23 protein-coding genes are annotated in these 22234 nt (G+C 69.3%); 16 read left to right on the top strand and 7 right to left on the bottom strand.

Features of this window, described 5'->3' with window-relative positions:
- Nucleotides 1-8 precede the first annotated feature (8 nt).
- The 3 genes from mfd (at nt 9) to IE302_RS16860 (ending at nt 5553) form a co-directional block, all read left to right on the top strand.
- Nucleotides 9-3563 carry a transcription-repair coupling factor gene (mfd, locus tag IE302_RS16870; RefSeq protein ID WP_191255642.1) on the top strand — a complete coding sequence of 1185 codons (3555 nt, stop codon included), beginning with the start codon at nt 9-11 and terminating at the stop codon, nt 3561-3563.
- A gap of 68 nt (nt 3564-3631) precedes the next feature.
- Entirely contained in the window at nt 3632-4636 is a 1005-nt protein-coding gene (locus IE302_RS16865; protein ID WP_191255430.1) for a hypothetical protein, read from the top strand.
- Entirely contained in the window at nt 4633-5553 is a 921-nt protein-coding gene (locus IE302_RS16860; protein ID WP_191255429.1) for a nucleoside triphosphate pyrophosphohydrolase, read from the top strand. The genes IE302_RS16865 and IE302_RS16860 overlap by 4 nt, the downstream gene beginning before the upstream one ends.
- On the opposite strand, the gene IE302_RS16855 is transcribed toward IE302_RS16860, so the two are convergent.
- Entirely contained in the window at nt 5550-6464 is a 915-nt protein-coding gene (locus IE302_RS16855; RefSeq protein WP_191255428.1) for an NADP-dependent oxidoreductase, read from the bottom strand. The genes IE302_RS16860 and IE302_RS16855 overlap by 4 nt on opposite strands.
- Nucleotides 6465-6530: 66 nt before the next feature.
- Between IE302_RS16855 and IE302_RS16850 the strand changes: the two genes are divergently transcribed.
- Genes IE302_RS16850 through IE302_RS16825 form a run of 6 tightly spaced genes read left to right on the top strand, consistent with a single transcriptional unit; the run spans nt 6531 to nt 11114 of the window.
- On the top strand, nt 6531-6947 hold the full coding sequence (locus IE302_RS16850; protein ID WP_191255427.1) for a winged helix-turn-helix transcriptional regulator: 417 nt from the start codon (nt 6531-6533) through the stop codon (nt 6945-6947).
- A 54-nt stretch (nt 6948-7001) separates the two neighbouring features.
- The gene (locus IE302_RS16845) at nt 7002-7544 is read left to right on the top strand and encodes an RNA polymerase sigma factor (RefSeq protein ID WP_191255426.1); all 543 of its coding nucleotides are present in this window, start codon (nt 7002-7004) and stop codon (nt 7542-7544) included.
- A complete protein-coding gene (locus IE302_RS16840; protein ID WP_191255425.1) occupies nt 7541-8356 on the top strand; it encodes a zf-HC2 domain-containing protein in 816 nt (271 codons plus the stop codon). Before IE302_RS16845 ends, IE302_RS16840 begins: the two co-directional genes overlap by 4 nt.
- Nucleotides 8357-8374: 18 nt before the next feature.
- Nucleotides 8375-9178 carry an ABC transporter ATP-binding protein gene (locus IE302_RS16835; RefSeq protein ID WP_191255424.1) on the top strand — a complete coding sequence of 268 codons (804 nt, stop codon included), beginning with the start codon at nt 8375-8377 and terminating at the stop codon, nt 9176-9178.
- Nucleotides 9175-10545 (top strand): hypothetical protein, encoded by a 1371-nt coding sequence (locus IE302_RS16830; RefSeq protein WP_191255423.1) that lies wholly within the window; start codon nt 9175-9177, stop codon nt 10543-10545. Before IE302_RS16835 ends, IE302_RS16830 begins: the two co-directional genes overlap by 4 nt.
- Nucleotides 10542-11114 carry a hypothetical protein gene (locus tag IE302_RS16825; RefSeq protein WP_229907798.1) on the top strand — a complete coding sequence of 191 codons (573 nt, stop codon included), beginning with the start codon at nt 10542-10544 and terminating at the stop codon, nt 11112-11114. The genes IE302_RS16830 and IE302_RS16825 overlap by 4 nt, the downstream gene beginning before the upstream one ends.
- A gap of 75 nt (nt 11115-11189) precedes the next feature.
- Here IE302_RS16825 and IE302_RS16820 read toward each other — a convergent pair whose 3' ends face one another.
- Genes IE302_RS16820 through efeU form a run of 4 tightly spaced genes read right to left on the bottom strand, consistent with a single transcriptional unit; the run spans nt 11190 to nt 14881 of the window.
- Nucleotides 11190-11600 carry a PPOX class F420-dependent oxidoreductase gene (locus IE302_RS16820; RefSeq protein ID WP_191255422.1) on the bottom strand — a complete coding sequence of 137 codons (411 nt, stop codon included), beginning with the start codon at nt 11598-11600 and terminating at the stop codon, nt 11190-11192.
- Between the two features lie 34 nt (nt 11601-11634).
- Complete coding sequence (gene efeB, locus IE302_RS16815) at nt 11635-12900, bottom strand: iron uptake transporter deferrochelatase/peroxidase subunit (protein WP_191255421.1); 1266 nt, start codon at nt 12898-12900, stop codon at nt 11635-11637.
- Nucleotides 12897-14027, bottom strand: coding sequence for an iron uptake system protein EfeO (efeO, locus tag IE302_RS16810; RefSeq protein ID WP_191255420.1), 1131 nt, complete (start codon nt 14025-14027; stop codon nt 12897-12899). The genes efeB and efeO overlap by 4 nt, the downstream gene beginning before the upstream one ends.
- 5 nt (nt 14028-14032) lie before the next feature.
- The gene (efeU, locus tag IE302_RS16805) at nt 14033-14881 is read right to left on the bottom strand and encodes an iron uptake transporter permease EfeU (RefSeq protein WP_191255419.1); all 849 of its coding nucleotides are present in this window, start codon (nt 14879-14881) and stop codon (nt 14033-14035) included.
- Nucleotides 14882-15154: 273 nt separating this feature from the next.
- Here efeU and IE302_RS16800 point away from each other — a divergent pair, with 273 nt between their 5' ends.
- Nucleotides 15155-15862: a lysozyme family protein gene (locus IE302_RS16800; RefSeq protein WP_191255418.1), complete on the top strand. Its 708-nt coding sequence runs from the start codon at nt 15155-15157 to the stop codon at nt 15860-15862.
- On the opposite strand, the gene IE302_RS16795 is transcribed toward IE302_RS16800, so the two are convergent.
- Nucleotides 15835-16752 (bottom strand): NAD(P)/FAD-dependent oxidoreductase, encoded by a 918-nt coding sequence (locus tag IE302_RS16795; RefSeq protein ID WP_191255417.1) that lies wholly within the window; start codon nt 16750-16752, stop codon nt 15835-15837. The genes IE302_RS16800 and IE302_RS16795 overlap by 28 nt on opposite strands.
- 54 nt (nt 16753-16806) lie before the next feature.
- Here IE302_RS16795 and IE302_RS16790 point away from each other — a divergent pair, with 54 nt between their 5' ends.
- A complete protein-coding gene (locus tag IE302_RS16790) occupies nt 16807-17376 on the top strand; it encodes a helix-turn-helix domain-containing protein (RefSeq protein WP_191255416.1) in 570 nt (189 codons plus the stop codon).
- 24 nt (nt 17377-17400) lie between these two features.
- On the opposite strand, the gene IE302_RS16785 is transcribed toward IE302_RS16790, so the two are convergent.
- Nucleotides 17401-17814, bottom strand: coding sequence for a tetratricopeptide repeat protein (locus tag IE302_RS16785; protein WP_191255415.1), 414 nt, complete (start codon nt 17812-17814; stop codon nt 17401-17403).
- A gap of 71 nt (nt 17815-17885) precedes the next feature.
- Here IE302_RS16785 and IE302_RS16780 point away from each other — a divergent pair, with 71 nt between their 5' ends.
- The 5 genes from IE302_RS16780 (at nt 17886) to IE302_RS16760 (ending at nt 22198) form a co-directional block, all read left to right on the top strand.
- Nucleotides 17886-18374: a VOC family protein gene (locus IE302_RS16780; protein ID WP_191255414.1), complete on the top strand. Its 489-nt coding sequence runs from the start codon at nt 17886-17888 to the stop codon at nt 18372-18374.
- A 104-nt stretch (nt 18375-18478) separates the two neighbouring features.
- Nucleotides 18479-19765, top strand: coding sequence for a phosphopyruvate hydratase (eno, locus tag IE302_RS16775; RefSeq protein ID WP_061986243.1), 1287 nt, complete (start codon nt 18479-18481; stop codon nt 19763-19765).
- 186 nt (nt 19766-19951) lie between these two features.
- Nucleotides 19952-20314 (top strand): FtsB family cell division protein, encoded by a 363-nt coding sequence (locus IE302_RS16770; protein WP_229907796.1) that lies wholly within the window; start codon nt 19952-19954, stop codon nt 20312-20314.
- Nucleotides 20315-20371: 57 nt separating this feature from the next.
- Complete coding sequence (locus tag IE302_RS16765) at nt 20372-20848, top strand: DUF501 domain-containing protein (protein WP_005155781.1); 477 nt, start codon at nt 20372-20374, stop codon at nt 20846-20848.
- Between the two features lie 183 nt (nt 20849-21031).
- Nucleotides 21032-22198, top strand: coding sequence for a lytic transglycosylase domain-containing protein (locus IE302_RS16760; protein WP_191255413.1), 1167 nt, complete (start codon nt 21032-21034; stop codon nt 22196-22198).
- Nucleotides 22199-22234: the final 36 nt, after the last annotated feature.

Here is a 22234-nt window from a genome sequence, read left to right as displayed (position 1 = left end):
ACGCTCCATTGTCCGGACTCCTTCATTCCATCCTTCCCGATCCGGCCCTTCGCGGGGTCGTCGAGCGGGCCGGTGCCCCGGTGCTCGAGCTCCAGGGCGCGATCGCCACCCGCCAGCTGGTCGCGGGCGCCCTCGCCGCGGACGAGGGCGCCGGCCGCCCCGTGCTCGCGGTGACCGCCACCGGCCGCGAGGCCGACGAGCTGACAGCCTCGCTGAAGTCGTTCCTCGGCGAAGGCGCCGTCGTCGACTTCCCGTCCTGGGAGACGCTGCCGCACGAGCGGCTGTCCCCGCGGGCGGACACCGTCGGCCGGCGGCTGGAGGTGCTGCACCGGCTCAAGACGGGGACGGACGGCCTGCGGGTCGTCGTCGCGACCGTCCGCAGCCTCATCCAGCCGATGGCGCCCGGGCTCGGTTCGCTCGCGCCGATCGACCTGGTCGTCGGCGAGGAGCAGAGCTTCGAAGGGCTGCTGGACAGGCTGGTCGAGCTCGCGTACACGCGGGTGGACATGGTCGAGAAGCGCGGCGAGTTCGCCGTGCGCGGCGGCATCCTCGACCTGTTCGGGCCGACGGCGCAGCATCCGGTCCGGGTCGAGTTCTGGGGCGACGAGGTCAGCGAGATCCGCGCGTTCGCGGTGTCCGATCAGCGGTCGCTGCCCGGCGAGATCCAGCACGTCAGCGCGCCGCCGTGCCGCGAGCTGCTGCTCACCGAGCCGGTGCGCGCGAAGGCAGCCGAGCTGGCGATGACGTACGAGGCGGACGCGCAGCTCACCGAGATGCTCACCAAGCTGTCCGGCGGGATCCCCGTCGAGGGCATGGAGGCGCTCATCCCCGTGCTGTGCGAGGGCGAGCTGGACCTGCTGACCGACGCGATGCCCCAGGGCACGCACGTCCTGCTGGCCGATCCGGAGAAGATCCGTGCTCGCGCGGCCGACCTGGTCCGCACCGGGCAGGAGTTCCTCGAAGCGTCCTGGACCACGGCCGCCGCGGGCGGGCAGGCGCCGATCGACCTCGGCGCGTCCGCGTACCGCGATCTCGCGGAGATCGCGAAGCACGCTCAGGAGACGAAGCGCCCTTGGTGGACGCTGACGCAGCTGGCCAGCGACGATCCCGACGTCTACCGCGTCTCGGTCGAGGCCGCGCCGAACTACCGCGGCGAGGTCGAGCGCGCGACGACCGATCTGCGCGCGCACACGGCCGCGGGCGGGACGGCCGTGCTCGTCGTCGCCGGGCACGGCACCGCGACCCGCGCCGTCGAGCAGCTGTCGGCGGGCGAGGTACCCGCGTCGCTCGCGGAAGGCATCACCGGACCATTGACGCCCGGCGTCGTGACGGTGACGTGCGGAGGGCTTTCGGACGGCTTCGTCTCGCCGGAGCGCGCTCTCGTGGTGCTGTCCGAGGCGGACCTGACCGGCCGCGGCTCGGGCGCCGGAACGTCCACAAAGGACTTCAGCACCAAGATGCCGTCGCGGCGCCGCAACGCCGTGGACCCGCTCGCTCTCAAGGCCGGCGACTACGTCGTGCACGACCAGCACGGAATCGGGCGGTTCGTCGAGATGGTGCAGCGCACCGTCGCCGGCGCGACCCGCGAGTACCTGCTGCTGGAGTACGCGTCGTCCAAGCGCGGGCACCCGGGTGACCGGCTGTTCGTCCCGACCGACCAGCTCGACGAGGTCTCCCGCTACGTCGGCGGCGAGCTGCCGACGCTGAACAAGCTCGGCGGGTCCGACTGGAAGAACACCAAGGCCAAGGCGAAGAAGGCGGTCAAGGAGATCGCCGCCGAGCTCGTGCAGCTCTACGCCGCGCGCCAGGCCGCGCCGGGACATCCGTTCGGGCCGGACACCCCGTGGCAGGGCGAACTCGAGGACGCCTTCCCGTTCACTGAGACCAACGACCAGCTCGCCGCGATCGACGAGGTCAAGGCGGACATGGAACGCGGCGTCCCGATGGACCGCGTCATCTGCGGCGACGTCGGCTACGGCAAGACCGAGATCGCGGTGCGCGCGGCGTTCAAGGCGGTGCAGGACGGCAAGCAGGTCGCGGTGCTGGTGCCCACGACGCTGCTCGCGCAGCAGCACTTGAACACCTTCACCGAACGGATGAGTTCGTTCCCGGTGAAGATCAAGGGGCTTTCACGGTTCACCTCGAAACCCGAGTCGGACGCGATCCTCGAACAGTTGTCCTCGGGCGACGTCGACATCGTGATCGGCACGCACCGCCTGCTGCAGACCGGGATCCGGTACAAGGACCTCGGCTTGGTGATCGTCGACGAGGAACAGCGGTTCGGCGTCGAGCACAAGGAACACATCAAGGCGCTGCGGACGCACGTCGACGTCCTGACGATGTCGGCGACCCCGATCCCGCGGACGCTGGAGATGTCGCTCGCCGGGATTCGCGAGATGTCCACGATCCTGACCCCGCCCGAGGACAGGCACCCGATCCTGACCTACGTCGGCGCGTACGACGACAAGCAGGTCGGTGCCGCGATCCGGCGCGAATTGCTGCGCGACGGCCAGGTCTTCTACGTGCACAACAGGGTTTCCTCGATCGAGAAGGCCGCGAAGCGCATTCGCGAGCTCGTGCCGGAGGCGCGCGTCGTCACCGCGCACGGGCAGATGAACGAGGAGAAACTCGAGAAGATCATCCAGGGGTTCTGGGAGAACGAGTACGACGTGCTCGTCTGCACCACGATCGTCGAGACCGGGCTGGACATCTCGAACGCCAACACCCTGCTGGTCGAACGCGGCGACCTGCTCGGGCTCGCGCAGCTGCACCAGTTGCGCGGCCGGGTCGGACGCGGGCGCGAGCGTGGGTACGCGTACTTCCTGTACCCGCCGGAGGCGCCGCTCACCGAGACGGCGCACGACCGCCTCGCGACCATCGCGCAGAACACCGAACTGGGCGCGGGCATGGCCGTCGCGATGAAGGACCTGGAGATCCGCGGCGCGGGCAACATCCTCGGCGCGGAGCAGTCCGGGCACATCGCGGGCGTCGGTTTCGATCTGTACGTACGGCTCGTCGGCGAAGCGGTCGACGCGTTCCGGCGGCACGCGGGAGCGGAGACCTCGGAAGAGGAAGAACTCGCCGAGGTCCGCGTGGATCTTCCGGTGGACGCTCACATCCCGCACGACTATGTCCCGGGTGAGCGGCTGCGGCTGGAGGCGTACCGCAAGATCGCGGCCGCGCCGGACCAGGCCGGGCTCGACGCCGTACGCGAAGAACTGATCGACCGCTACGGCCAGCCGCCCGCCCCGGTGCGGCGGCTGCTCGCCGTCGCCGCGTTCCGGCACACCTGCCGCGCGGCCGGGGTCACCGAGGTCGCGGTCCAGGGCTCGTCGATCCGGTTCGCGCCGTTGCCGCTGGCGGATTCCCAGATGGTGCGGCTGAAGCGCTTGTATCCCAAGGCTCTCTACAAGGCGGTGACGAACACGGTTTCCGTGCCGAAGCCGACCGAGGGCCCGGCGGGCGGCCGCATGGGCGCCCCGGCCCTGCGGGACGAGGAACTTCTCGACTGGTGCGCGAAGCTGCTGACGAATCTGATGAAGTCGCCGGCTCCTGTCGCGTGAGCGAACCCGAATCGCTACTTACGACCTGGTTCTCTCGCAGGGGCCGGTATGAGAGGGTAGGCGCTGTGATGCGGATCATGGGGCGCCGTCGCGCGCTGGTCGGGGTTCTTGCCGGTTCTCTGCTTCTCGCCGGCTGCAACGCCGGACCCGGGCAGGTCGGCGCGGCGGTGATCGTCGGCGGCAAGACCGTTTCGGTGGATCGCGTGCAGCAGCTGATCGACAAGGCCGTCCGCGAGCATCCGTACGGGCAGCAGCTCGCCAAGGAGCACAAACTCGACCTCGTCGGCCGCGAGATCGTGCGCCAGGAAATCCTCCACGACCTCACCGAGCGCGCCGCTCAGCGGGAAGGCGTCCGCGTCGACGAGGCGCTCGTCGTGGACGCGCTGCAGAACGATCCGCTGGCGAAGCCGATGGAGGCCAACCCGCAGAACGATCCCGCGCTCAGCGTCCAGCAGCTCGTGGCGCGCGTGCGGGACCACCGCGAATCCCTGGTCGACGCGGCGCTGCAGACCCAGCTCGCGATGAAGTACCTCGACAAGCTCACCGTCACCTTCGATTTCAGCTCGGTCTCCTCGACCGACGCCACCGGCTCGGACGCGGACAAGCTGCGTGAGCAGGCGATCGAGAAGGCCCGCAAGTTCGCCGCTTCGCCGAACGCGGCCGCCGAACTGATCGCGCAGGACCAGCAGACCTCCGACACGCAGGCGGGCACCGGCCAGAAGCTGCCGGCGATGCAGTCGCCCGCGACCGCGGCCACGGTCCTCTTCGGCCTGGAGCCCAACACCGTCGCCGCGTTCCAGCCGACGCCGCAGCAGCCGCTGTGGGTCGTCGTCGTGGTGCGTGAACGGACCGCCGACAAACCCGTCGCGTCGGATCAGGCCGCCCAGCCCAGCGCCCAGCAACTGGCCGGAGTCGGTATCCGGCTCCTCCAGCCGTACCTCGACCAGGTCGACCTCAAGGTCAATCCGCGCTACGGCGTGTGGGATGTTGTGGGCATGGACCTCGCGCCCAACGAAGCTTCGAAGAAGGGCATCGTGCTGCCTGTGCACGGTGCCGCTCCGCAAAACCCGTGACCGCTGCTGTCGTCGTGATCGCCCGCGGGGCGACACTGCCCGCCGAGGCACTCTCGATTCTGCGAAGCAGCCACGCCGTGTACGCGGCCTCCGATGTCGATCCTGACGTTTTCGGAGTGCCCGCGCTCGGAGACGCACAGGTGCGCGAGGTCGTGCTCATCGCCGGGTCGCGACGGGAACCGCGAGCCGCGGCGTTGATCAGGGCAGGCGCGCGGGTGATCGAAGCGCCCGTTCCGCCGCTGGTCGAGGCCGCCGAGGTGATGGACCGCCTGCGCTCTCCGGGCGGATGCCCGTGGGACGCCGTCCAGACGCACGAGTCGCTGCGCCAGTACCTGGTCGAGGAGACCTACGAGCTGCTCGACGCGATCGAGGAGGGTGACAGAGCCGCCTTGCGCGAAGAACTCGGCGACGTCCTCCTCCAAGTGCTGTTCCACGCTCGCGTCGCCGTCGAGGACGCCGACGACCCGTTCGGGATCGACGAGGTCGCGTCCGAACTGGTCGCGAAACTCGTTGGACGGCACCCGCACGTGTTCGCCGACGCCCCGCGGGTCGAGACCGTCGGCGACCAGAACCTGAAATGGGAAGAACTGAAGCAGGCGGAGAAGAGCCGCCAGTCCATTGTTGACGGCGTCGCGCTCGGCCAGCCCGCCGTGGCGCTGGCCGGGAAGCTCGGCCAGCGCAGCGGCCGCGCCGGTATTCCGCTCGACCTGTTCCCCGAAGGTTCCGAAGCGGCGGCCCAGCTGTTCCGGGTGGCCGCGACCGCTCGCCGGGCGGGCATCGATCCCGAGGGCGAGCTCCGTGCCGTGGCGAAGCGGTTCGCGCAGGACATCCGCGCCGCCGAACAGGCCGCCCGCGACGCCGGTCTGGAACCGACGACGCTGGAAGCCGACGGCTGGCGCAAGTTCTGGCCGAACTAGATCCTCAGCACGAGCTTGCCCTGGACGCGTCCGGACTCGCTCAGTTCGTGCGCCTTCGCCGCCTGTTCGAGCGGGAGGACGTCGGCGATCGAGACCCGCAGCGAACCGGCGTCGGCCAAAGCGGCGATTTCGGCCAGGTCCGATCCGGACGGGGTGACGTAGAACTCGGCGAATCGGAGACTGAGTTCTTCGGCCTTCCGCCGGACCTCCGTGCGGTCCGGACCGTGCCCGACGATGTCGATCAGCGAACCGCCCGGTTTCAGCGTGTCCAGGGAGCGAGGGCCGTAGTCGCCCGAGATCGGGTCCAGCACGACATCGATGACCTGCGATTTTGAAAAATCGACGGTCGTGTAGTCGATCAGTTCGTCCGCGCCGATGTCGCGCAAAAAGGCGTGCTTCGCCGCCCGGGCGGTCCCGATGACGTACGCGCCCCGGGCCTTCGCGATCTGGACGGCGAGATGCCCGACCCCGCCCGCCGCGGCGTGGACGAGCACCCGGTGCCCCGGTCCGACCGGGAACGTCCTGGTGAACGGCTGCCACGCGGTCAGTGCCGCGATCGGGAGCGCGGCCGCCTCTACGTGATCGAGACTTTTCGGTTTCAGCGCGAGCGCGTCTTCGCTGACCGCGATGTACTCGGCGTATGAGCCGTTCGGCGGGAACGTGACGCCGTAGACCTCGTCCCCGGGACGGAACCGAGTCCCGGGCGAGTCGACCACACCCGAGAAGTCGAGTCCCACGGTCAGCGGCAGGTCGCCGACGACCAGCCCGTTCCGGATCTTCCAATCGGCCGGATTCACCCCGGCGGCGTGGACGCGCACCAGGACCTGGCCTTCGCCCGGAACGGGCTTTTCCGATTCGGCGAGGTGAAGAACGTCGGGCCCGCCGAACGAGACTTGCTGGATCTTCCGCATGGAAAAAGCATGTCGGTGGCCGGTACCCGTTGTGAAGTAGGCACTCTCCTGATATCTAGGTACCTCATGGGTACCTTCGATGAGCGGCGGATCTTCGAGGAATGGGTGGCCGTGCACGGCCGTGACTGCCCGTCCAGGACGGTCATCGAAGTGCTCGCGAACAAATGGGCGCTTTACGTCCTCGGCGCGATCCGGCGGTACGAGCGGCCGATGCGGTTCAGCGAACTTCGCCGTCTGCTCGACGGCATCACGCAGAAGATGCTCACCCAGACTCTCCGCACCCTGGAACGGGACGGACTGATCCGGCGGGACGTCTATCCCACCGTCCCGCCGCGGGTCGAGTACGGGCTCACGCCGCTCGGCGTCGACGTCGGCAGGCTGACGAACGCCGTCGCCGAATGGGCCGTCGAAAACGTCGATCAGATCTTCGCCGCCCGATCCGCTTTCGACGAGAAAGCGGCCGAGGCCGCGCAGCCGCTGTGATGTGGAACACAATCGGGTGAGAACCGATTCCGTCATCCCGACGTCTTGCCGGGTGTGAAGGGAACGGAACCGGACGAAGAGCAGCTCGTCCGCCGCACGGCCAAAGGCGACCGCGCGGCGTTCGAAGAGCTCTACCGCCGCACGTCGCCGTGGCTGGCCGTACGCCTGCGCCGTCGCTGCGCCGACGAGCAGATCGTCGCCGAGGTGATGCAGGAGACCTACCTCGCGGTCTGGCGCGCGGCCGGCGCGTTCGCCGGTTCGGCCGTCGGCGGGAGCGCCGTCGGCTGGTTGTGGACGATCGCCGCGCGGCGGCTGGTCGACGCCTTCCGCCGCCGGGCACGGCACGCTCAGCCGCTGCCGGTCGCGGAAACGACCGTCTCGCCCGCCGCGGAGGACGAGGCGCTGGCCGGTGCGGTCGGCGACCACGTCGGCGACGCGCTGCGCCGGCTCGCTCCCGAACTACGGCAGGTTCTGCAGGCCATGGTGCTCGACGGGCTGACCGTCCGGGAGACCGCGGTCCTGCTCGGCCTGCCGGAAGGAACCGTCAAGACCCGCGCCAGGCGGGCTCGGATCGCGATGCGGGAGGCGCTGTCGTGAACAAGGAACACGTGTCCGGACAGCTTCTCGCCGGTTACGTCCGCGGGGACGACGGCTTGGCGGGCGACGAGGTCTGGGCGGTCGAAGCCCATCTCGAATCGTGCGCGGAATGCCGGGGGAGGCTGTCGGCGGTCAGTCAGCCGACCGTGTCGGCACTGGTGGACGACGTGTGGGCGGGACTGGGCCCGAAACTGGCCGAAGTCGGGCCTGGGCGGTCACGAAGCCGGTGGGCCGGGCGGATGCACACCTGGGTGACGCCGGTGATGCTGCCGTGGCTCGTGATGATCATCCTGATCCCGGCGACGGGATTCCTCCTGGACTGGGCCAGCTTCACCTGGAGCGAGAACTACTCGTTCGTCCAGCTCTTCTCACCGGTGCTGCCGGTGCTCGGGGTCGCGGTGTCGTGGTCGAAGGGCCTCGACCCCGCGTACGAACTCGTCACTTCCGCGCCGAGGGGCGGGTTCTACCTGGTGTTGCGCCGCACGACGGCGGTCCTGGCCGTCGTACTGCCGATACAGGCACTCGGTGGCTGGCTCGGGGGCGGCGGATTCGGGCTCGGTCTCCTGCCGAGCCTGGCGTTCACCACCGGGACACTCGCGCTCGGCGGGCTGATCGGGGTGGCGCGGGCGGCGTATGTCCTGGCCGGGATCTGGATGGCGGTGATCCTCGCGCCCGCGGTGGCTTCGCAAGGGCGCGCCACCGCGCTCGATCCCGACCTGCTTCCGATGTGGGGTGTGATCTTCGCGCTGACCGCGGTCGTGGTGGTGCTCCGGCGGGGCGCCTTCGGCCTGCTCAGCGGAACCGAACGATAGAACGAAGGGGAGAACATGATGCGTGCTGTCGGGGCCGCGGAGGTCGCACCGACGACCTACGCGTGGCAGATCAAGGCGGAGGGCCTGAAGGTCCGGGTCGGCAAACGCAAGTTCGCCGTGAACGGGCTCGACCTGGAACTCGGCACGGGGGTGCACGGTCTGCTCGGCCCGAACGGGGCCGGGAAGACCACGCTGATCCGGGCGCTGGCGACGGTGCTCAGGCCGGCGGAGGGAGGGCTGGCGCTGCTCGGTGAGTCCGTCGGGGGGTTCACCGATCAGCGCCGCCTGCGCCGCCGGATCGGCTATCTTCCGCAGAATTTCGGCTACTACAAGCGGTTCACCGTCCGCGAGTTCGTCGAGTACATCGCGTGGCTCAAAGAAATGTCCAAAGTGGACATCCCGGGAGCGGTGCAGCGTTCGATCGAACGGGTCGGTCTCGCCGATCGCGCCGACGACAAGATGAAGACACTCTCCGGCGGCATGGTGCGGCGGGTCGGGATCGCGCAGGCGATCGTGAACGATCCGGACGTCCTCCTGCTGGACGAGCCGACCGCCGGACTCGACCCGGCGCAGCGGGTGCGCTTCCGGGAACTCATGCAGGAGCTGGGGCGTGACGCCTGCGTCGTCGTCTCGACGCACCTCGTCGAGGACGTCGCGACAGCGTGCACCGACGTCGTCCTGTTCGAAAACGGGAAGCTCGTCTTCCAGGGGACCCCGGACGAACTGGCCGCGGCCGGGAGCGCGGAGCACGTCGGCGACAGCCCGATCGAGCGCGGCTACTCGGCCCTCCTGGGGCACGAGCCAGGAAAGGGGAACTGGTGAACACGCGGATTCTGCGGATCGAACTCCGCCGCACCATCGCCCCTTGGGCCGCTCTCGCGATCCTCGTCGTCGCGTTCGGCTTCCTGTATTCGTTCAGTGGTCCGTGGGCGAAGGCGCCGCTCGCCTGGAACGAGCACTGGGGACTCGCCGCGCAATGGAGCCGGTTCCTGCTGGTTTTCCTGTGGCCGATCGCGATCGGCGCCGGTGTCATCCAAGGCATGCGGGACAGCCGGTCCGGCGCGGCCGAACTGATGACCACCATGCCGCGTCCCGGCTGGCAGCGGGCCGCGAAACTCGCCGGCGCGCTGGGCGGTCTGCTGGTGCTGGGCTATCTGCTGGTCTTCGCCGCCGGTGCCGTCCAGACCGTCTTCAACGACGGGTTCTTCACCTTCGGCTGGCTGCCGATCGTCGTGGTCGGCGTGCTCGCGATGCTCGCGGGTGCCTGGCTCGGGCTCGGCATCGGCCGGTTGCTGCCGCATCCGCTGACGGCGCCCGCGGTGGCCGTCGCCGCTCTCGCGCTCATGATCACGTTCGAGATCGGCGGGTCGGAGGGCAGCACGATCTACGGGGTCGTCCCGTTCCGGGTCTCCTTGCTCGCTCCCGCGCTGGAGGTCCGCGATCCGTTCGTGACCACCTCGGGCGGGATGGATCTCGGCCAAGGGGTCTGGCTCGCCGGGCTGGCCGTGACCGGATTCCTCCTGCTGGCGGTTCGCTCCGCGCGGGCGAAGGCGCTCGCCGTCGTCCCCGCGCTGGTGGCGGTCGCGATCGCCTTGCCCGTTCTTCCGGGCAGCACCGCCGAAGCCAAGGTCGCCGACCCGAGCGCGACGGCGATGGTCTGCGACGGCCCGGTCTGCGTCCCCCGTGCGATGGAATACGAACTTCCCCGGCTCGCCGGGCCTGGGAAGGAAGCGTTACGGCTGCTGGGAACACTGCCGGACGCGCCGGTCAAGGTCGCGGTGCAGAACCGGCGGCTGGACTACGACGAGGTGCCGCCGCGTACCGCCGGCACCGTCTCCGTGGACCTGCTGGATTGGTCCGTCCGTTCGATCTCGGCCCCGGACGACCTGACGCGGGCGCTGGTCGCCGGTGCCGGGACACCGACCTGCTATAGCCTCCGCGGTGTCGACAAGTCCTACCTGGACGAAGTCACCGCACGGTCCATCACGTCGAGCTGGTTCCTCGGCGACTGGAACCTGCCCCAGCGTTCCTGGTTGGGCGACGAGACGAAAAACAAGGTCATCCGGCAGCAGGAGATCTTCCGTGCCCTTCCGGCCGATGTGCAGCGCGACCGGATCCTCGCGCTGCGGAAGGCGGCCCTGACCTGCCAGGGCAACCAGCTCGACATCCTGCTCGGCGGTGCGCGATGAGATGGGCGGTGCTGTACGCCCGCTCGCGGGCCCTGCCCGCGTCGTTCGCGGCGCTGGTGGTGAGCATGGCGGTGATCTGGTTCCTGGCGCGGGACAACTGGTCGATGATCCCGGTTTCGCTGGCGCTTCTGGTGGCGATCGCGGTGACGGCCATCGGCCTCAGCGGGCAGGACGTCGATCTCGACCGGACCGCCGCGATCCGCTGGGCGCCCCGGCGCGGCCTGCATCTCCTGCTGATCGGCGGCCTCGGCCTCGGATCCGTGCTGCTGCCACGGCTGTGGGAGGCGGATCGGGTCCCGGTGGAGGTCATGCTGCGGAACGCGGGCGGTCTGCTCGGTCTCGTCGGGATCGCCGCGGTGCTGTTCGGCGGGGCCTTCGGGTGGACGTTACCGCTGTTCGTGTTCGTCGTCTCGTTCGTGGTCTGGGCCACCACGTCGGCCACGGACACTGCGCATCTGGTGATCACCTGGCTCTTCCAGCCCGACGACGTGGCCGCGGCCACGTGGACCGCGGTGGTGTTCGCCGTCGCGGGCCTCGGGACCTACATGGTCTTCGGCAACCGCCGCTGAACCCGCCCCGGATGTCATGAAAGGGCCGTTCCTGACGAAATTCGTCAGGAACGGCCCTTTCATGACATCCGGGAGTCAGACGTTCCGGTTGTGCGGAACGAGATCGAGCGGGTCGTGGTCCGGGTCGTCGACGCCGAGACTGATGATCCGCGTGGGATGGATCCGGATCACCGCGCCGTCGAGATGGCCATCGGCGGTGAGGGCGCCGGTCAGCGCCTCGGCCCGGCCCCGGATCTCCAGGCAGCGGACCCTCGGCGGGTCCTGCGAAGGCATGTCGTCCACCACGAACGCGGCCTGCCCGTTCGCGGCCACGTTCCGGAACTTCTTGCTCTTCGCCAGTTCGTAGCCTCTGATGTCGATCGTCCGGGTCTCGACGTTGTAGGCGTAGGCGACCGGGCTGACCTGCAGCGTTCCGTCCGGCTGCGCCGTCGCCAGCCGCCCGAGGCCCTGGGTGGCGAGAAAGTCGAGTTCCGCTTCACTGAACATGTGATCCAGTGTGCGATCTCCACTTAGCTGGAGGTCAAGAGAACAGGCCCTCGCCCCAGAAGCCGCCTTCGCGCACGCCGGGCGGCACCGCGAAATGGGCGGATCCGGTGTGCTGCAAGTACTCCATCATCGCGTCCTTCGAGGACAGAGCCTGCTGCATCGGCACGAACTGCTTGCGTGTGTCCCGGTTGAAGGCGAGGAAGAACAGCCCCGCTTCCAGGTGCCCGACGCCGTCGGAACCGTCGACGAAGTTGTAGCCGCGACGCAGGATCCGCGCCCCGTTCAGGTTTTCGTGCGACGCGAGCCGGACGTGCGAGTCGTCCGGGATCAGCTTTTCGCCGCCGGCGCCGCCGACCTGGAAGTCCGGGGTGTCGAACTCGGCGGTCTGGCCCAGCGGGGCGCCCGCGCCCTTCGTCCGGCCGACGATCCCTTCCTGACCCTTCAGCGATTCCCGGTCCCAGGTCTCGATGTGCATCCGGATCCGCCTGGCCACCAGGTACGACCCGCCCGCCATCCACGGCTGGCCGTCCTCGGCCGTCGCCCACACCTGGTCGCGCAGGACGTCGGTCTCCTCGGCCTTGACGTTGCGCGTCCCGTCCTTGAAGCCGAACAGGTTCCGCGGCGTGGACTGCGACCGCGAGGTCGACGAACTGCGGCCGAACCCGAGCTGCGACCAGCGCACCGCGGTGACACCGAAGCCCAGCCGCACCAGGTTCCGGATCGCGTGCACCGCGACCTGCGGATCGTCCGCGCACGCCTGGATGCAGACATCGCCGCCGCCGCGGGCAGGATCAAGTTTGTCCTGCGGGAACAGGGGGAGATCGATCAGCGCGGCCGGTCGTTTCGAGGCGAGCCCGAACCGGTCGTCGAACAGCGAGGGGCCGAAACCGATGGTCAGCGTCAGCGACGACGCCGCGAGGTCGAGCGCCTCGCCGGTGTCGCTCGGCGGGGCGGCGGGGGCGCCACCGACGGCGCCGCCTGTCCCGACCTCCTGGCCCGCGGTCATCCGCCGGGCCGCGTCCGTCCAGGTGCGCAGCAGCTTGACCAGCTTCTCGCGGTCCTTCGTCGTCACGTCCAGCGCGACGAAATGCAGGTTCTCCTGCACCGGCGTGACGATCCCGGCCTGGTGTTCGCCGTGGAACTCGACGACGCTCTGCGCAGCCTGCGCCGGGCTGTCCCCGCCGAGGAGCCGGTTCGCGCCGATGCCCGCCGCCGCGCCGGTTCCGACGAGAGCGGCACCAGCCCCCGCCATGCCGAACAGCTTCCGGCGGGAGACCGAGGTGCGCTCCGCGCCGGTCATTGCGCCGCTACCTCGGCGACCTTGCTCAAGGGTTCGCTCAGCGCGTCCACCGCCGCCGCGAATTCCTTGATCTGGTCCTGGCTCAGCGCCTGGTACGACTTGAAGCCGTCCCCTTCGCGCTGCTTGTCCAGCAGTGCCTGCACGTTGCCGAACTCCTTGTCCAAAGTGGACACCAGGGCCGGGTCCTTCGTCTGGAGGAGCGGGCGCAGCGAGGCGATCGCGGCCTTCGAACCGTCGAGGTTGCCCTGGAAGTCCGAGAGGTCGGTGTGCGAGAACGCCTCTTCCTCGCCGGTGATCTTGCCGGTGGCGATCTCGTCGAGCAGCTCCTTGGCGCCATTGGCCAGGTCGAGCGCGTTCAGTTCGATCGTCGCGGTTTTGGTGACCAGTTCCTTGACGTCGGCGAGCAGCTGGTCGGCGATCTGGCCGGCGTCGGACTGCAGCCCGGTCACCCACAGGTCCTTCTCCAGCCGGTGGAACCCGGTGAACTTCTGGCCCGGTTCGAGATCGGCCTCGCGCGCGTCGATCTTCGGGTCGAGGTCGCCGAACTTCTCGGCCACCGGCTCGACGCGTTCGAAGTAGACGCGAGTGCGGGCGTACGCGGCCTTCGCCTCGTCGACCTTGCCCGCCTTCACCAGCGCGACGAACTTGATGGTCTCCTCGTCGAGCGCCTTGGTGTTGTTCGCGACGTACTCCGCGTAGCTCTTGACCGCCTGCGCCTTCTGCGAGTTCGGGTCGTTCTGCTTGGCGCCGCCACCGGTGACGGTGAAGTCGCCGCGGATGCCAGTGCCGGTCATCCCCGGTTTGCACGCGGTCTGGTACTTGCCCGCCTCGGCGACCTCGACGATGAGCCGCCGGTTCAGCCCCGGCGCGATGTTCTCGACCTCGCCCATGATCCGGTCGCCCTCGGCGTAGAGGTAGAACTCGGTGACCTTGCTGCCCTTGTTGGTGATCTCGAAGGTCACGTTGCCCGCGTTCGCGGTGTTCACCGAGACGGCGCAGGCACTGTCGGAGGCTTCGACCTTGATGGGGCCGCCTGCCGCGGCGGGCGTTTCCCCGCCACCACCGCAGGCGGTGAGCACCAGGGCGCCGACGCCGGCGAGCGCGGCGAGCGGGAATCGACGAGACACGGGGCTCACTCCTTGATCGCGGCCGCGACGGGAGTCGCCACGGCCTTCTTCTTGGGCCTGAGGAACAGGGGCAGCACGATCGCCACGTACGCGACCCACGCGACGGCCTGCAGGACCGTCGTCTGCTGCGAATAGTTGAAGATCCCCTTGAGCAGCGCGCCGTACCAGCTGGTCTCCGGCAGGACGGCCGACGCGTCGAACGCGAGCGTGGTCAGGCCGGGCAGGAAGGCGGCCTCCTGCAGGTCGTGCAGGCCGTAGCCGAGCACGCCCGCCGCCACGAACACCAGCAGCACACCGGTGATCGTGAAGAACTTGCCGAGGTCGAACCGGACGGCACCGCGGTAGATCAGGTACGCCAGCACGATCGCGACGAGGATGCCCGCGCTGAAGCCGATCAGCGGTTCGGTCGTCCCGCCCTCGCCCTGTGCGGTCTGCACGGTCGAGTAGAAGAACACCGCCGTCTCCAGGCCTTCGCGGCCGACGGCGAAGAACGACAGGACGAGGACCGCGACAGGGCCGACGTCGAGCGCCTCGTCCAGCTTCCCGCGCAGCTCCGCGGCGATCGTCCTCGACGCCTTGCGCATCCAGAAGATCATCGCCGTCACGAATCCGACCGCGACGATCGACAGGCCGCCGCCGAGCAGTTCCTGCTGTTCGAAGGTCAGCTGGGCGGTGGAGTAGGTGAGGATCGCGCCGATCCCGACCGACAGCAGGACCGCGACGCTCACGCCGAGCCACACCCAGCGCAGCGCGTGCCGTCGTTCGGTCTTGACCAGGAACGCGACGAGGATGCTGACGACGAGGGCAGCCTCCAGGCCTTCACGCAGGCCGATGAGCGCACTCGCGAACCACACGTCGTTCTCCCTGGTCGTCCGGCTGAACCTCCTGGTTTTAGGTAAGGCTTCCCTGAAAGTCCAGGGGGAGTGACGAGGTCCGGAAGCGGACGAAACGTTCGAGGAGGTCTTGATCGGACGAGATGTCGGGAAGCATCCCCAGGTCAGGGTGACCTGTGTAGTTCACATAACGAATCGGCCGCCGAGGACCGGTCGCCGATCCGGTTTACCGTCAGTTGGCTTCTTAAGCCGAATGGGTCATCGCCCGGAAGTGTGGCGAAGTAACCTGACCGGGTGGCCGAAACCGCCCAGAGCACCGAAGCCCCGGAGCATCCAGCGCGCCCTCTGCCGCCGTACGTCCCCAGGCTCGCTTTCGCGGGCGGGCTCGTGCTCACCGGCCTGATCCTGATCATGACCGTCGGGGTGAACCGGCCGGACGGGGCGGAGCCGCCGCCTCCGGCGCCTCAGCCGCAGCCCGCGCTCGCGGTTCCCGACCAGAAGCCGCAGCCGGGGGTGGCGACGCCGCGCGCCGGGCTCGCCGCGCCACCCGACCGGCCGACCGTTTCCGACGCGGCCGAACTCGAGACGTGGGCGAACCGGGTGGCCGCCAAGACCCGGCTCCCCGTCGCCGATCTGTCCGCTTACGGCCGGGCCGAGATGTGGCTTCGGCGGCAGAAGCCGGGCTGTCACCTGTCGTGGGCCACCCTCGCCGGCATCTCCCATGTCGAAGCGGCGCAGGGCAGGCCCGGTCCGATCACCCTTGAGCCCGACGTCTGGGCGAAACATTCCGCGAGGGCCACGAGCGACGGGAAACAGCCGGATCCGAAGGACCGTGACGACGCCGCCTTCGCCACCGCCCGGTATCTGTGCGCCGCGGGGGACGACGTCGCCACCCCGGAGGGCTGGTGGAAGTCGATGCGGACCTTCGATTCGGCCGTTCCCTACGTCCAGGAAGTCTTCAGCGCGGCCGACGCCTACGCGGACGCCAGCGTCGCGCCCTGATCTTCGAGCACCAGATCGAAGTTGAGCACCGTCGCCATCCGGTAGGCGTCGCCCGCCGCGACGACCAGCTGCGCCATCGGATCGACGACGTTCCCCGCCGCCCAGACGCCGTCCACGTTCGTCCGGCCCTGCGCGTCCACCGCGATCGAACCGGTTTCGGTGCGCGCGCAGCCGATCTGGGCGAGCAGTTCGTCGTGCGGGACGAACTTCGGGCCGACGAACACGACGTCACGTTCGACGAAGTCGCCGTCGACCAGCCGGACGCCGGTCAGCCGGTCGTCTTCGACGGCGAGTTCGGACACCTTCCCGTCGACGATCCGGATGCCCAGCGCGGTCAGCTTCTCCCGGTCTTCGGCGGAGATCTGCTGCGTGTGCGTGAAGAACGTCAGGTCCTTGCTCCACTGCCAGACGATCAGTGCCTGGTGGATCGCCTTGTCGGAAGTGGCGAGCACACCGAAACGCTGATCGCGCACCTCCCAGCCGTGGCAGTACGGGCAGTGCAGCACGTCGGTGCCGAAGCGCTCGGCGACGCCGGGGACGTCCGGCAGTTCGTCGGCCAGCCCGGTGGTCACGACGATCCTGCGGCCGCTGATGACACGGCCGTTCGCCAGCTCCACCGCCTTGTCGTGCCGCAGCCGGTGCACGACGTCGTCGACGATCTCCACGCCGTAGCCGCGGACTTCGTCACGACCTATCTCCAGTAGTTCTTTGGGTGGAATGCCGTCCCTGGTCAGGAAACCGTGCGCGTGCGCGGCCGGGGCGTTACGCGGGGTCCCGCCGTCGATCACCACGACCTTGCGCCGTGCCCTGCCCAGTACCAGCGCCGCGCTGAGGCCCGCGACACCACCGCCGATGATCACCACGTCGTATTCGTTCATGCTCCCGAGCATCCGCAGTAGTTCGAAATCTGGCAAAGTTCATTGCCGATTTGGCAAACTGGAGGCATGGAGGACATCGAACGGCGGCTCGCCGAGGTCGGCCCGAAGCTCAAGCGGCTTCGCAAGGAACGCGGCACCACGCTCTCCGCGCTCTCGGAGACGACGGGGATCTCCGCCAGCACGCTCTCGCGGCTCGAATCGGGCACCCGGAAGGTCACCCTGGAACTGCTGCTCACGTTGTCGGCCGCGCATCAGGTCCCGCTCGACGAACTCGTCGGCGAACCCGAGCCGTCCGACCCCCGGGTCCGGATGAAAGCGCAGAAGTTCGGCAGGTTCACCGCCTGGGCGCTGACCGCGCAGCCGGGGCAGCCGCAGGCGTTCAAACTGCTGATCCCGGTGGAGGACATCGAGCCGGTGCAACGGACGCACGAGGGCTACGAGTGGATGTACGTCCTCAGTGGACGTTTGCGGGCGCTGCTCGGCGACCGGGACTTCACCATGGGGCCCGGCGAGGCCGCGGAGTTCGACACGCGGGTGCCGCACTGGTTCGGGAGCGCCGGGCCGGGGCCGGTGGAACTGCTGGTGCTGTTCGGCAAGCAGGGCGAGCGCGCCCACCTGCGGGCCAGGTCCAAATGAGAGCGAAGGTCCCTTGCTCCCGGGTCAGTCGCGCAACGCGATCCGCGCGTTGACCTCGCTGATCGCTTCGAGATATTCCGGGATCGGATGCATCGCCGACGCGATCCGCATCTGTGCGAGCGCCTCGGTCAACCGGCCGAGGCGCTGGAGGGTCCGTCCGAGCACGAACCGCGCGTAATGATCGGTCGGATCCAGTTCCAGCACCCGGGTGAAGGCGCGTTCCGCCCTCCGCAACTGCGCGGAGTGGAAGTACGCGCGGCCCGCGAGCAGCTGGACACTCGGTTTGTCGGTTTCCTCCTCCAGCAAGGGCTCGAGGGCCTTGAGGGCGTCGAGCGGCCTGCGGCTTTCGACCAGCGCCTCCGCCTGTCGGAAGGCGCGGAACCGAGACTCGCCGGACGAGTCCTGACCGGGTTCTGGGGCGGGTTCGGCATCCATCATGGTCCGCTCCACGATACGCCGGGGCAGGGCCGATCTCGACTGCTGAAACGGTCATGGTGGACTGTCCTGCCATGAGCAGTGCCGAAGCGGATAGGCCCGAAAACGAGCCCGGATACCTCGGGCTCGCGCCGTACCTCTACTACGCCGACGCCACCGAGGCGGTCGCGTGGCTGGTCAGAGTGTTCGGGTTCACCGAGGAGGTGCGCTTCGCCGACGCCTCCGGAGAGGTGTTCCAGGCCACCCTGTGCGCCGGCCCGGCCAAGATCCAGCTGGCCGGGGTCGGCCCCGAGTACTGGCAGGCCAAGGGCGTCGACGGCCCGGTCGGGCAGCTGAACATCATTTACGTCGCCGACGCCGACGCGCAGTACGAGCGGGTCCGCGCCGCGTTGGGCGACGACGCCGACCTCGACGCGCCCCAGGACCAGCCCTACGGCGCCCGCGTGTTCACCGTCTCCGACATCGGCGGCAACAGCTGGACTTTCTGGCAGCAGTTCTCCGACACCGTCGAGCTCCCGTCGGGCTGGCGGGAAGTTCGCGCAGGTGAACCAGTCACCGATTAGGTACGGGTCACGGCGTATGTGGCGCGTGCCTCCAACGGGTGAACGGCGCCGACGGCTAGGCTGGGCCCCGTCACCGCAGGCACGACCCACATGAGGAGCATGGCGTGGCGCTCATCGAGCAGGTAGGCGCTCGCGAGATTCTGGACTCGCGAGGCAACCCGACGGTCGAAGTGGAGGTGGCTCTCGACGACGGCACGCTGGCGCGGGCCGCGGTCCCCTCGGGTGCGTCCACCGGCGAACACGAAGCCGTCGAGCTGCGTGACGGCGACACCGGCCGGTACAACGGCAAGGGTGTCGAGCGCGCGGTCGCGGCCGTCCTGGACGAGATCGGCCCGGACCTGGTCGGCACCGACGCCGTCGACCAGCGCATCGTCGACCAGAAGCTCGTCGACCTCGACGGCACCCCGGCGAAGTCCCGCCTCGGCGCGAACGCCATCCTCGGCGTTTCGCTCGCCGTCGCGAAGGCCGCCGCGGAGTCGGCCGAGCTGGAGCTGTTCCGCTACCTCGGCGGGCCGAACGCGCACGTGCTGCCGGTGCCGATGCTGAACATCCTCAACGGTGGCGCGCACGCCGACACCGATGTGGACATCCAGGAATTCATGATCGCGCCGATCGGCGCCGAGTCGTTCCGCGAGGCCCTGCGCTGGGGCACCGAGGTCTACCACTCGCTGAAGTCGGTCCTGAAGGGTCGCGGCCTGGCCACCGGCCTCGGTGACGAAGGCGGCTTCGCGCCCAGCCTGAAGAACAACCGCGAGGCGCTCGACCTGATCCTTCAGGCGATCGAGAAGGCCGGGTACGCCCCGGGCCGTGATGTCGCGCTCGCGCTCGACGTCGCCGCGACCGAGTTCTTCTCCGACGGCGCGTACACCTTCGAAGGCGCCAAGAAGAGCGCCGAGCAGATGTCGGCCTACTACGCCGAACTGCTGCGCGACTACCCGCTCGTGTCCATCGAGGACCCGCTGAGCGAGGACGACTGGGACGGCTGGGTCCAGCTGACCGCCGAGGTCGGCGAGAAGGTCCAGATCGTCGGCGACGACCTGTTCGTCACCAACCCGGACCGTCTCGAAGAGGGCATCACCCGCCGCGCCGCCAACGCGCTGCTGGTGAAGGTCAACCAGATCGGCACGCTGTCGGAGACCCTCGACGCGATCTCGCTGGCCACCTCGTACGGCTACAAGTCGATGATGAGCCACCGGTCCGGCGAGACCGAGGACACCTTCATCGCGGACCTGGCCGTCGCGACCGGCGTCGGCCAGATCAAGACCGGCGCCCCGGCGCGCGGCGAGCGGATCGCCAAGTACAACCAGCTGCTCCGCATCGAGGAGACCCTCGCCGACGCGGCGCGCTACGCCGGCGACCTCGCGTTCCCGCGGTTCAGCCCGGAGGGGTAACCAGCCATGGCAGACCGGGGGAGGGCGCGGACCCGTCGTAGCGGGCGTGCGGACGGCGGTGGCTCCGGAAGGGGCCGCCGGCCGGAAAGTGCCCGCCGCACGACGACGAACGAGGTCCGCGCCCGAACCCGGCTGCGCCGCAGCCTGGCGGCGAAAAGGGCATCGGGTGCCGCGAAGGTGCTCGGCATGTCCACCACCCGCCGGGCCGCGGTGGTGGCGATCGTGGTGTGCGCGCTCGCGTTCACCATCGCCGTCCCGCTGCGCACGTACCTCAGCCAGAAGTCCGAGGTGAACGAGCAGCAGCAGCTGCAGTCCGAACTGCAGCGCGGCGTCGCCCAGCTGGAAGGCCGCAAGGCCGAGCTGAGCGACCCCGCGCAGATCGAGGCCGAGGCTCGTAAGCGCTTCGGTTTCGTGAAGCCCGGCGAGACGCCGTACATCGTGCAGCTCCCCGAGGACAAGGCTCCCGAGCAGGGGCAGCCGCAAGATCAGCAGCCGGTGCCCGCGGGCTCCTGGTACGAGAAGCTGTGGGATCAGGTCGCGGGCGGCTGAAGCTCCCCCTTTAGCCTTAGGGGTGTGAACAGCACGGAAAAGTCTTCATACGAGCCTGTGACCGACGCCGACCGCGAGATCATCGCGGAACAGCTCGGCCGGGCACCCCGTGCGCTGCGCGCCGTCGCCGCGCGCTGCCCGAGCGGCCACCCGTCGGTCGTGCAGACCAGCCCCCGCCTCGACGACGGCACCCCGTTCCCGACGCTCTACTACTTGACCTGCCCGAAGCTGACGTCGATGGTCGGCACGCTGGAGGCGTCCGGGCTGATGAAGGAGATGACCGACCGGCTCGCGGAGGACCCCGAGCTGGCGGCCGCCTACCAGAAGACCCACGAGAGCTACCTCGCCGAACGCGACGCCATCGACTCGCTCGGCCACGAGGTCAGCGCGGGCGGGATGCCCGGCCGCGTCAAATGCCTGCACGTCCACCTGGCGCACACGCTCGCCGTCGGCCCTGGCGTGAACCCGTTCGGGGACGAAACCCTCGCGCTGCTCAAGGCCAACGGATGGCCGTCGGGCGACTGCCAGGGGTAACACCGACGCCCGGTGCACAGATAGTTCCTCCAGGTGGGTTAATTCATCCTTTGTCGGCAAACTGGTCGTCCCCTATGGGGTGAAACCGGTCACCGTATGCGGCAGGCTGGGCACGGTCGAGCGTTGTCGGGGTGGGGAAGTACCGGATCGCCGAGCCGCGATCCGCCGGGAGGGTTCTGAGGTATGCGCGTGAGGCACGTGCCAGGCGCGGTGACCGGTCATGTCCGGAGACTCTGTCTCCGGCACCGCACGATCGCCGCGGTGACCGGAGGTGTCCTCGCCATCGTCCCGGCCGGTGCCGCGGTCGTCGGTGCCGGCAGCTGGGCCGCGACGGCGAGCACGGTCCATACCGACAACGTCGCCCTCGTCGGCGGCTATGACCCGAAGAACCCGCTCGTCCAGCAGATCGGCGTCGACGGCAGCCTGCCGAACGCGCCCACCCCGCTCCCGCTCCCCGCGGACGAACTCCCCAACGGTCCGCTCGGCATCCCGGTCACCGCGCTCGCCGCGTACCGCAACGCCGCCGACATCCTCATCGCCGAACAGCCCGGCTGCCACATCGACTGGGCGCTGATCGCCAGCATCGGCCGGATCGAGTCCAACCACGCGCGCGGCGGTTACGTCGACGCGAAGGGCAACACCCTCGAACCGATCCTCGGCCCGCAGCTCAACGGAGCCGGACCGTTCGCGGCGATCCCGGACACCGACGGCGGCAAATTCGACGGCGACACGGTCTGGGACCGCGCCGTCGGCCCGACGCAGTTCATCCCGTCGACCTGGGCTCGCTACGCCTCCGACGGGAACGGCGATGGCGAGTCCAATCCGAACAACATCTTCGACGCGGCGCTGGGCACCGGCCGGTACCTCTGCTCCGGCGGGCTCGATCTGTCCAAACCGGACCAGTTGCGCGCGGCCGTGTTCCGCTACAATAACTCCGACACCTATGTGAACACCGTGCTGATCTGGGCCGAGGCCTACCGCACGGGTGTGCTGCCGACGCCGGACAGCAAGGTGCCCGTCGGCGCCCCGAACGCCGCGGCCGCGCCGCCGCCCACCTCGGTTCCGCCGCCCCCGTTGCCGTCGACGCCGCCCGGTTCGGTGACGACCCCTCCGTCGAGCACTCTGCCGGGAACGAATTCGGGTTCGTCCTCGCCGAAACCGTCGACAAGCAGTTCGAAGCCGCCCGCCTGCCCGACGGTCACCGTGACGGAGACGCAACCGACCACGTCGAGCACGAGCCCGACGACCACGACACCCCCGCCGCCGACGACCTGTACCTCGCCGACGACGACCACCACGACCACCACGGTGTCCTCGACGAGCAGCAAGGCCGCCGAAACGACCCCCTGACAGGATCACCCTCGGCGGAGAAATGCGGCGTCGCGG

This window comes from Amycolatopsis oliviviridis, from assembly GCF_014654365.1.
Classification (GTDB): Bacteria; Actinomycetota; Actinomycetes; order Mycobacteriales; family Pseudonocardiaceae; genus Amycolatopsis; species Amycolatopsis oliviviridis.
Note: the sequence above shows the minus strand (reverse complement) of the source record. Positions and strands in the feature narration are given on the sequence as shown.

Bases quoted from the DNA above. Each gene is read 5' to 3' on its own strand.
- IE302_RS16865 (WP_191255430.1), top strand. From the start codon at position 3,632: ATGCGGATCATGGGGCGCCGTCGCGCGCTGGTCGGGGTTCTTGCCGGT.
- IE302_RS16855 (WP_191255428.1), bottom strand. From the start codon at position 6,464: ATGCGGAAGATCCAGCAAGTCTCGTTCGGCGGGCCCGACGTTCTTCAC.
- IE302_RS16850 (WP_191255427.1), top strand. From the start codon at position 6,531: ATGGGTACCTTCGATGAGCGGCGGATCTTCGAGGAATGGGTGGCCGTG.
- IE302_RS16835 (WP_191255424.1), top strand. From the start codon at position 8,375: ATGCGTGCTGTCGGGGCCGCGGAGGTCGCACCGACGACCTACGCGTGG.
- IE302_RS16825 (WP_229907798.1), top strand. From the start codon at position 10,542: ATGAGATGGGCGGTGCTGTACGCCCGCTCGCGGGCCCTGCCCGCGTCG.
- IE302_RS16820 (WP_191255422.1), bottom strand. From the start codon at position 11,600: ATGTTCAGTGAAGCGGAACTCGACTTTCTCGCCACCCAGGGCCTCGGG.
- efeB (WP_191255421.1), bottom strand. From the start codon at position 12,900: ATGACCGGCGCGGAGCGCACCTCGGTCTCCCGCCGGAAGCTGTTCGGC.
- IE302_RS16795 (WP_191255417.1), bottom strand. From the start codon at position 16,752: ATGCTCGGGAGCATGAACGAATACGACGTGGTGATCATCGGCGGTGGT.
- IE302_RS16790 (WP_191255416.1), top strand. From the start codon at position 16,807: ATGGAGGACATCGAACGGCGGCTCGCCGAGGTCGGCCCGAAGCTCAAG.
- IE302_RS16785 (WP_191255415.1), bottom strand. From the start codon at position 17,814: ATGATGGATGCCGAACCCGCCCCAGAACCCGGTCAGGACTCGTCCGGC.
- IE302_RS16780 (WP_191255414.1), top strand. From the start codon at position 17,886: ATGAGCAGTGCCGAAGCGGATAGGCCCGAAAACGAGCCCGGATACCTC.
- IE302_RS16770 (WP_229907796.1), top strand. From the start codon at position 19,952: ATGTCCACCACCCGCCGGGCCGCGGTGGTGGCGATCGTGGTGTGCGCG.
- IE302_RS16760 (WP_191255413.1), top strand. From the start codon at position 21,032: ATGCGCGTGAGGCACGTGCCAGGCGCGGTGACCGGTCATGTCCGGAGA.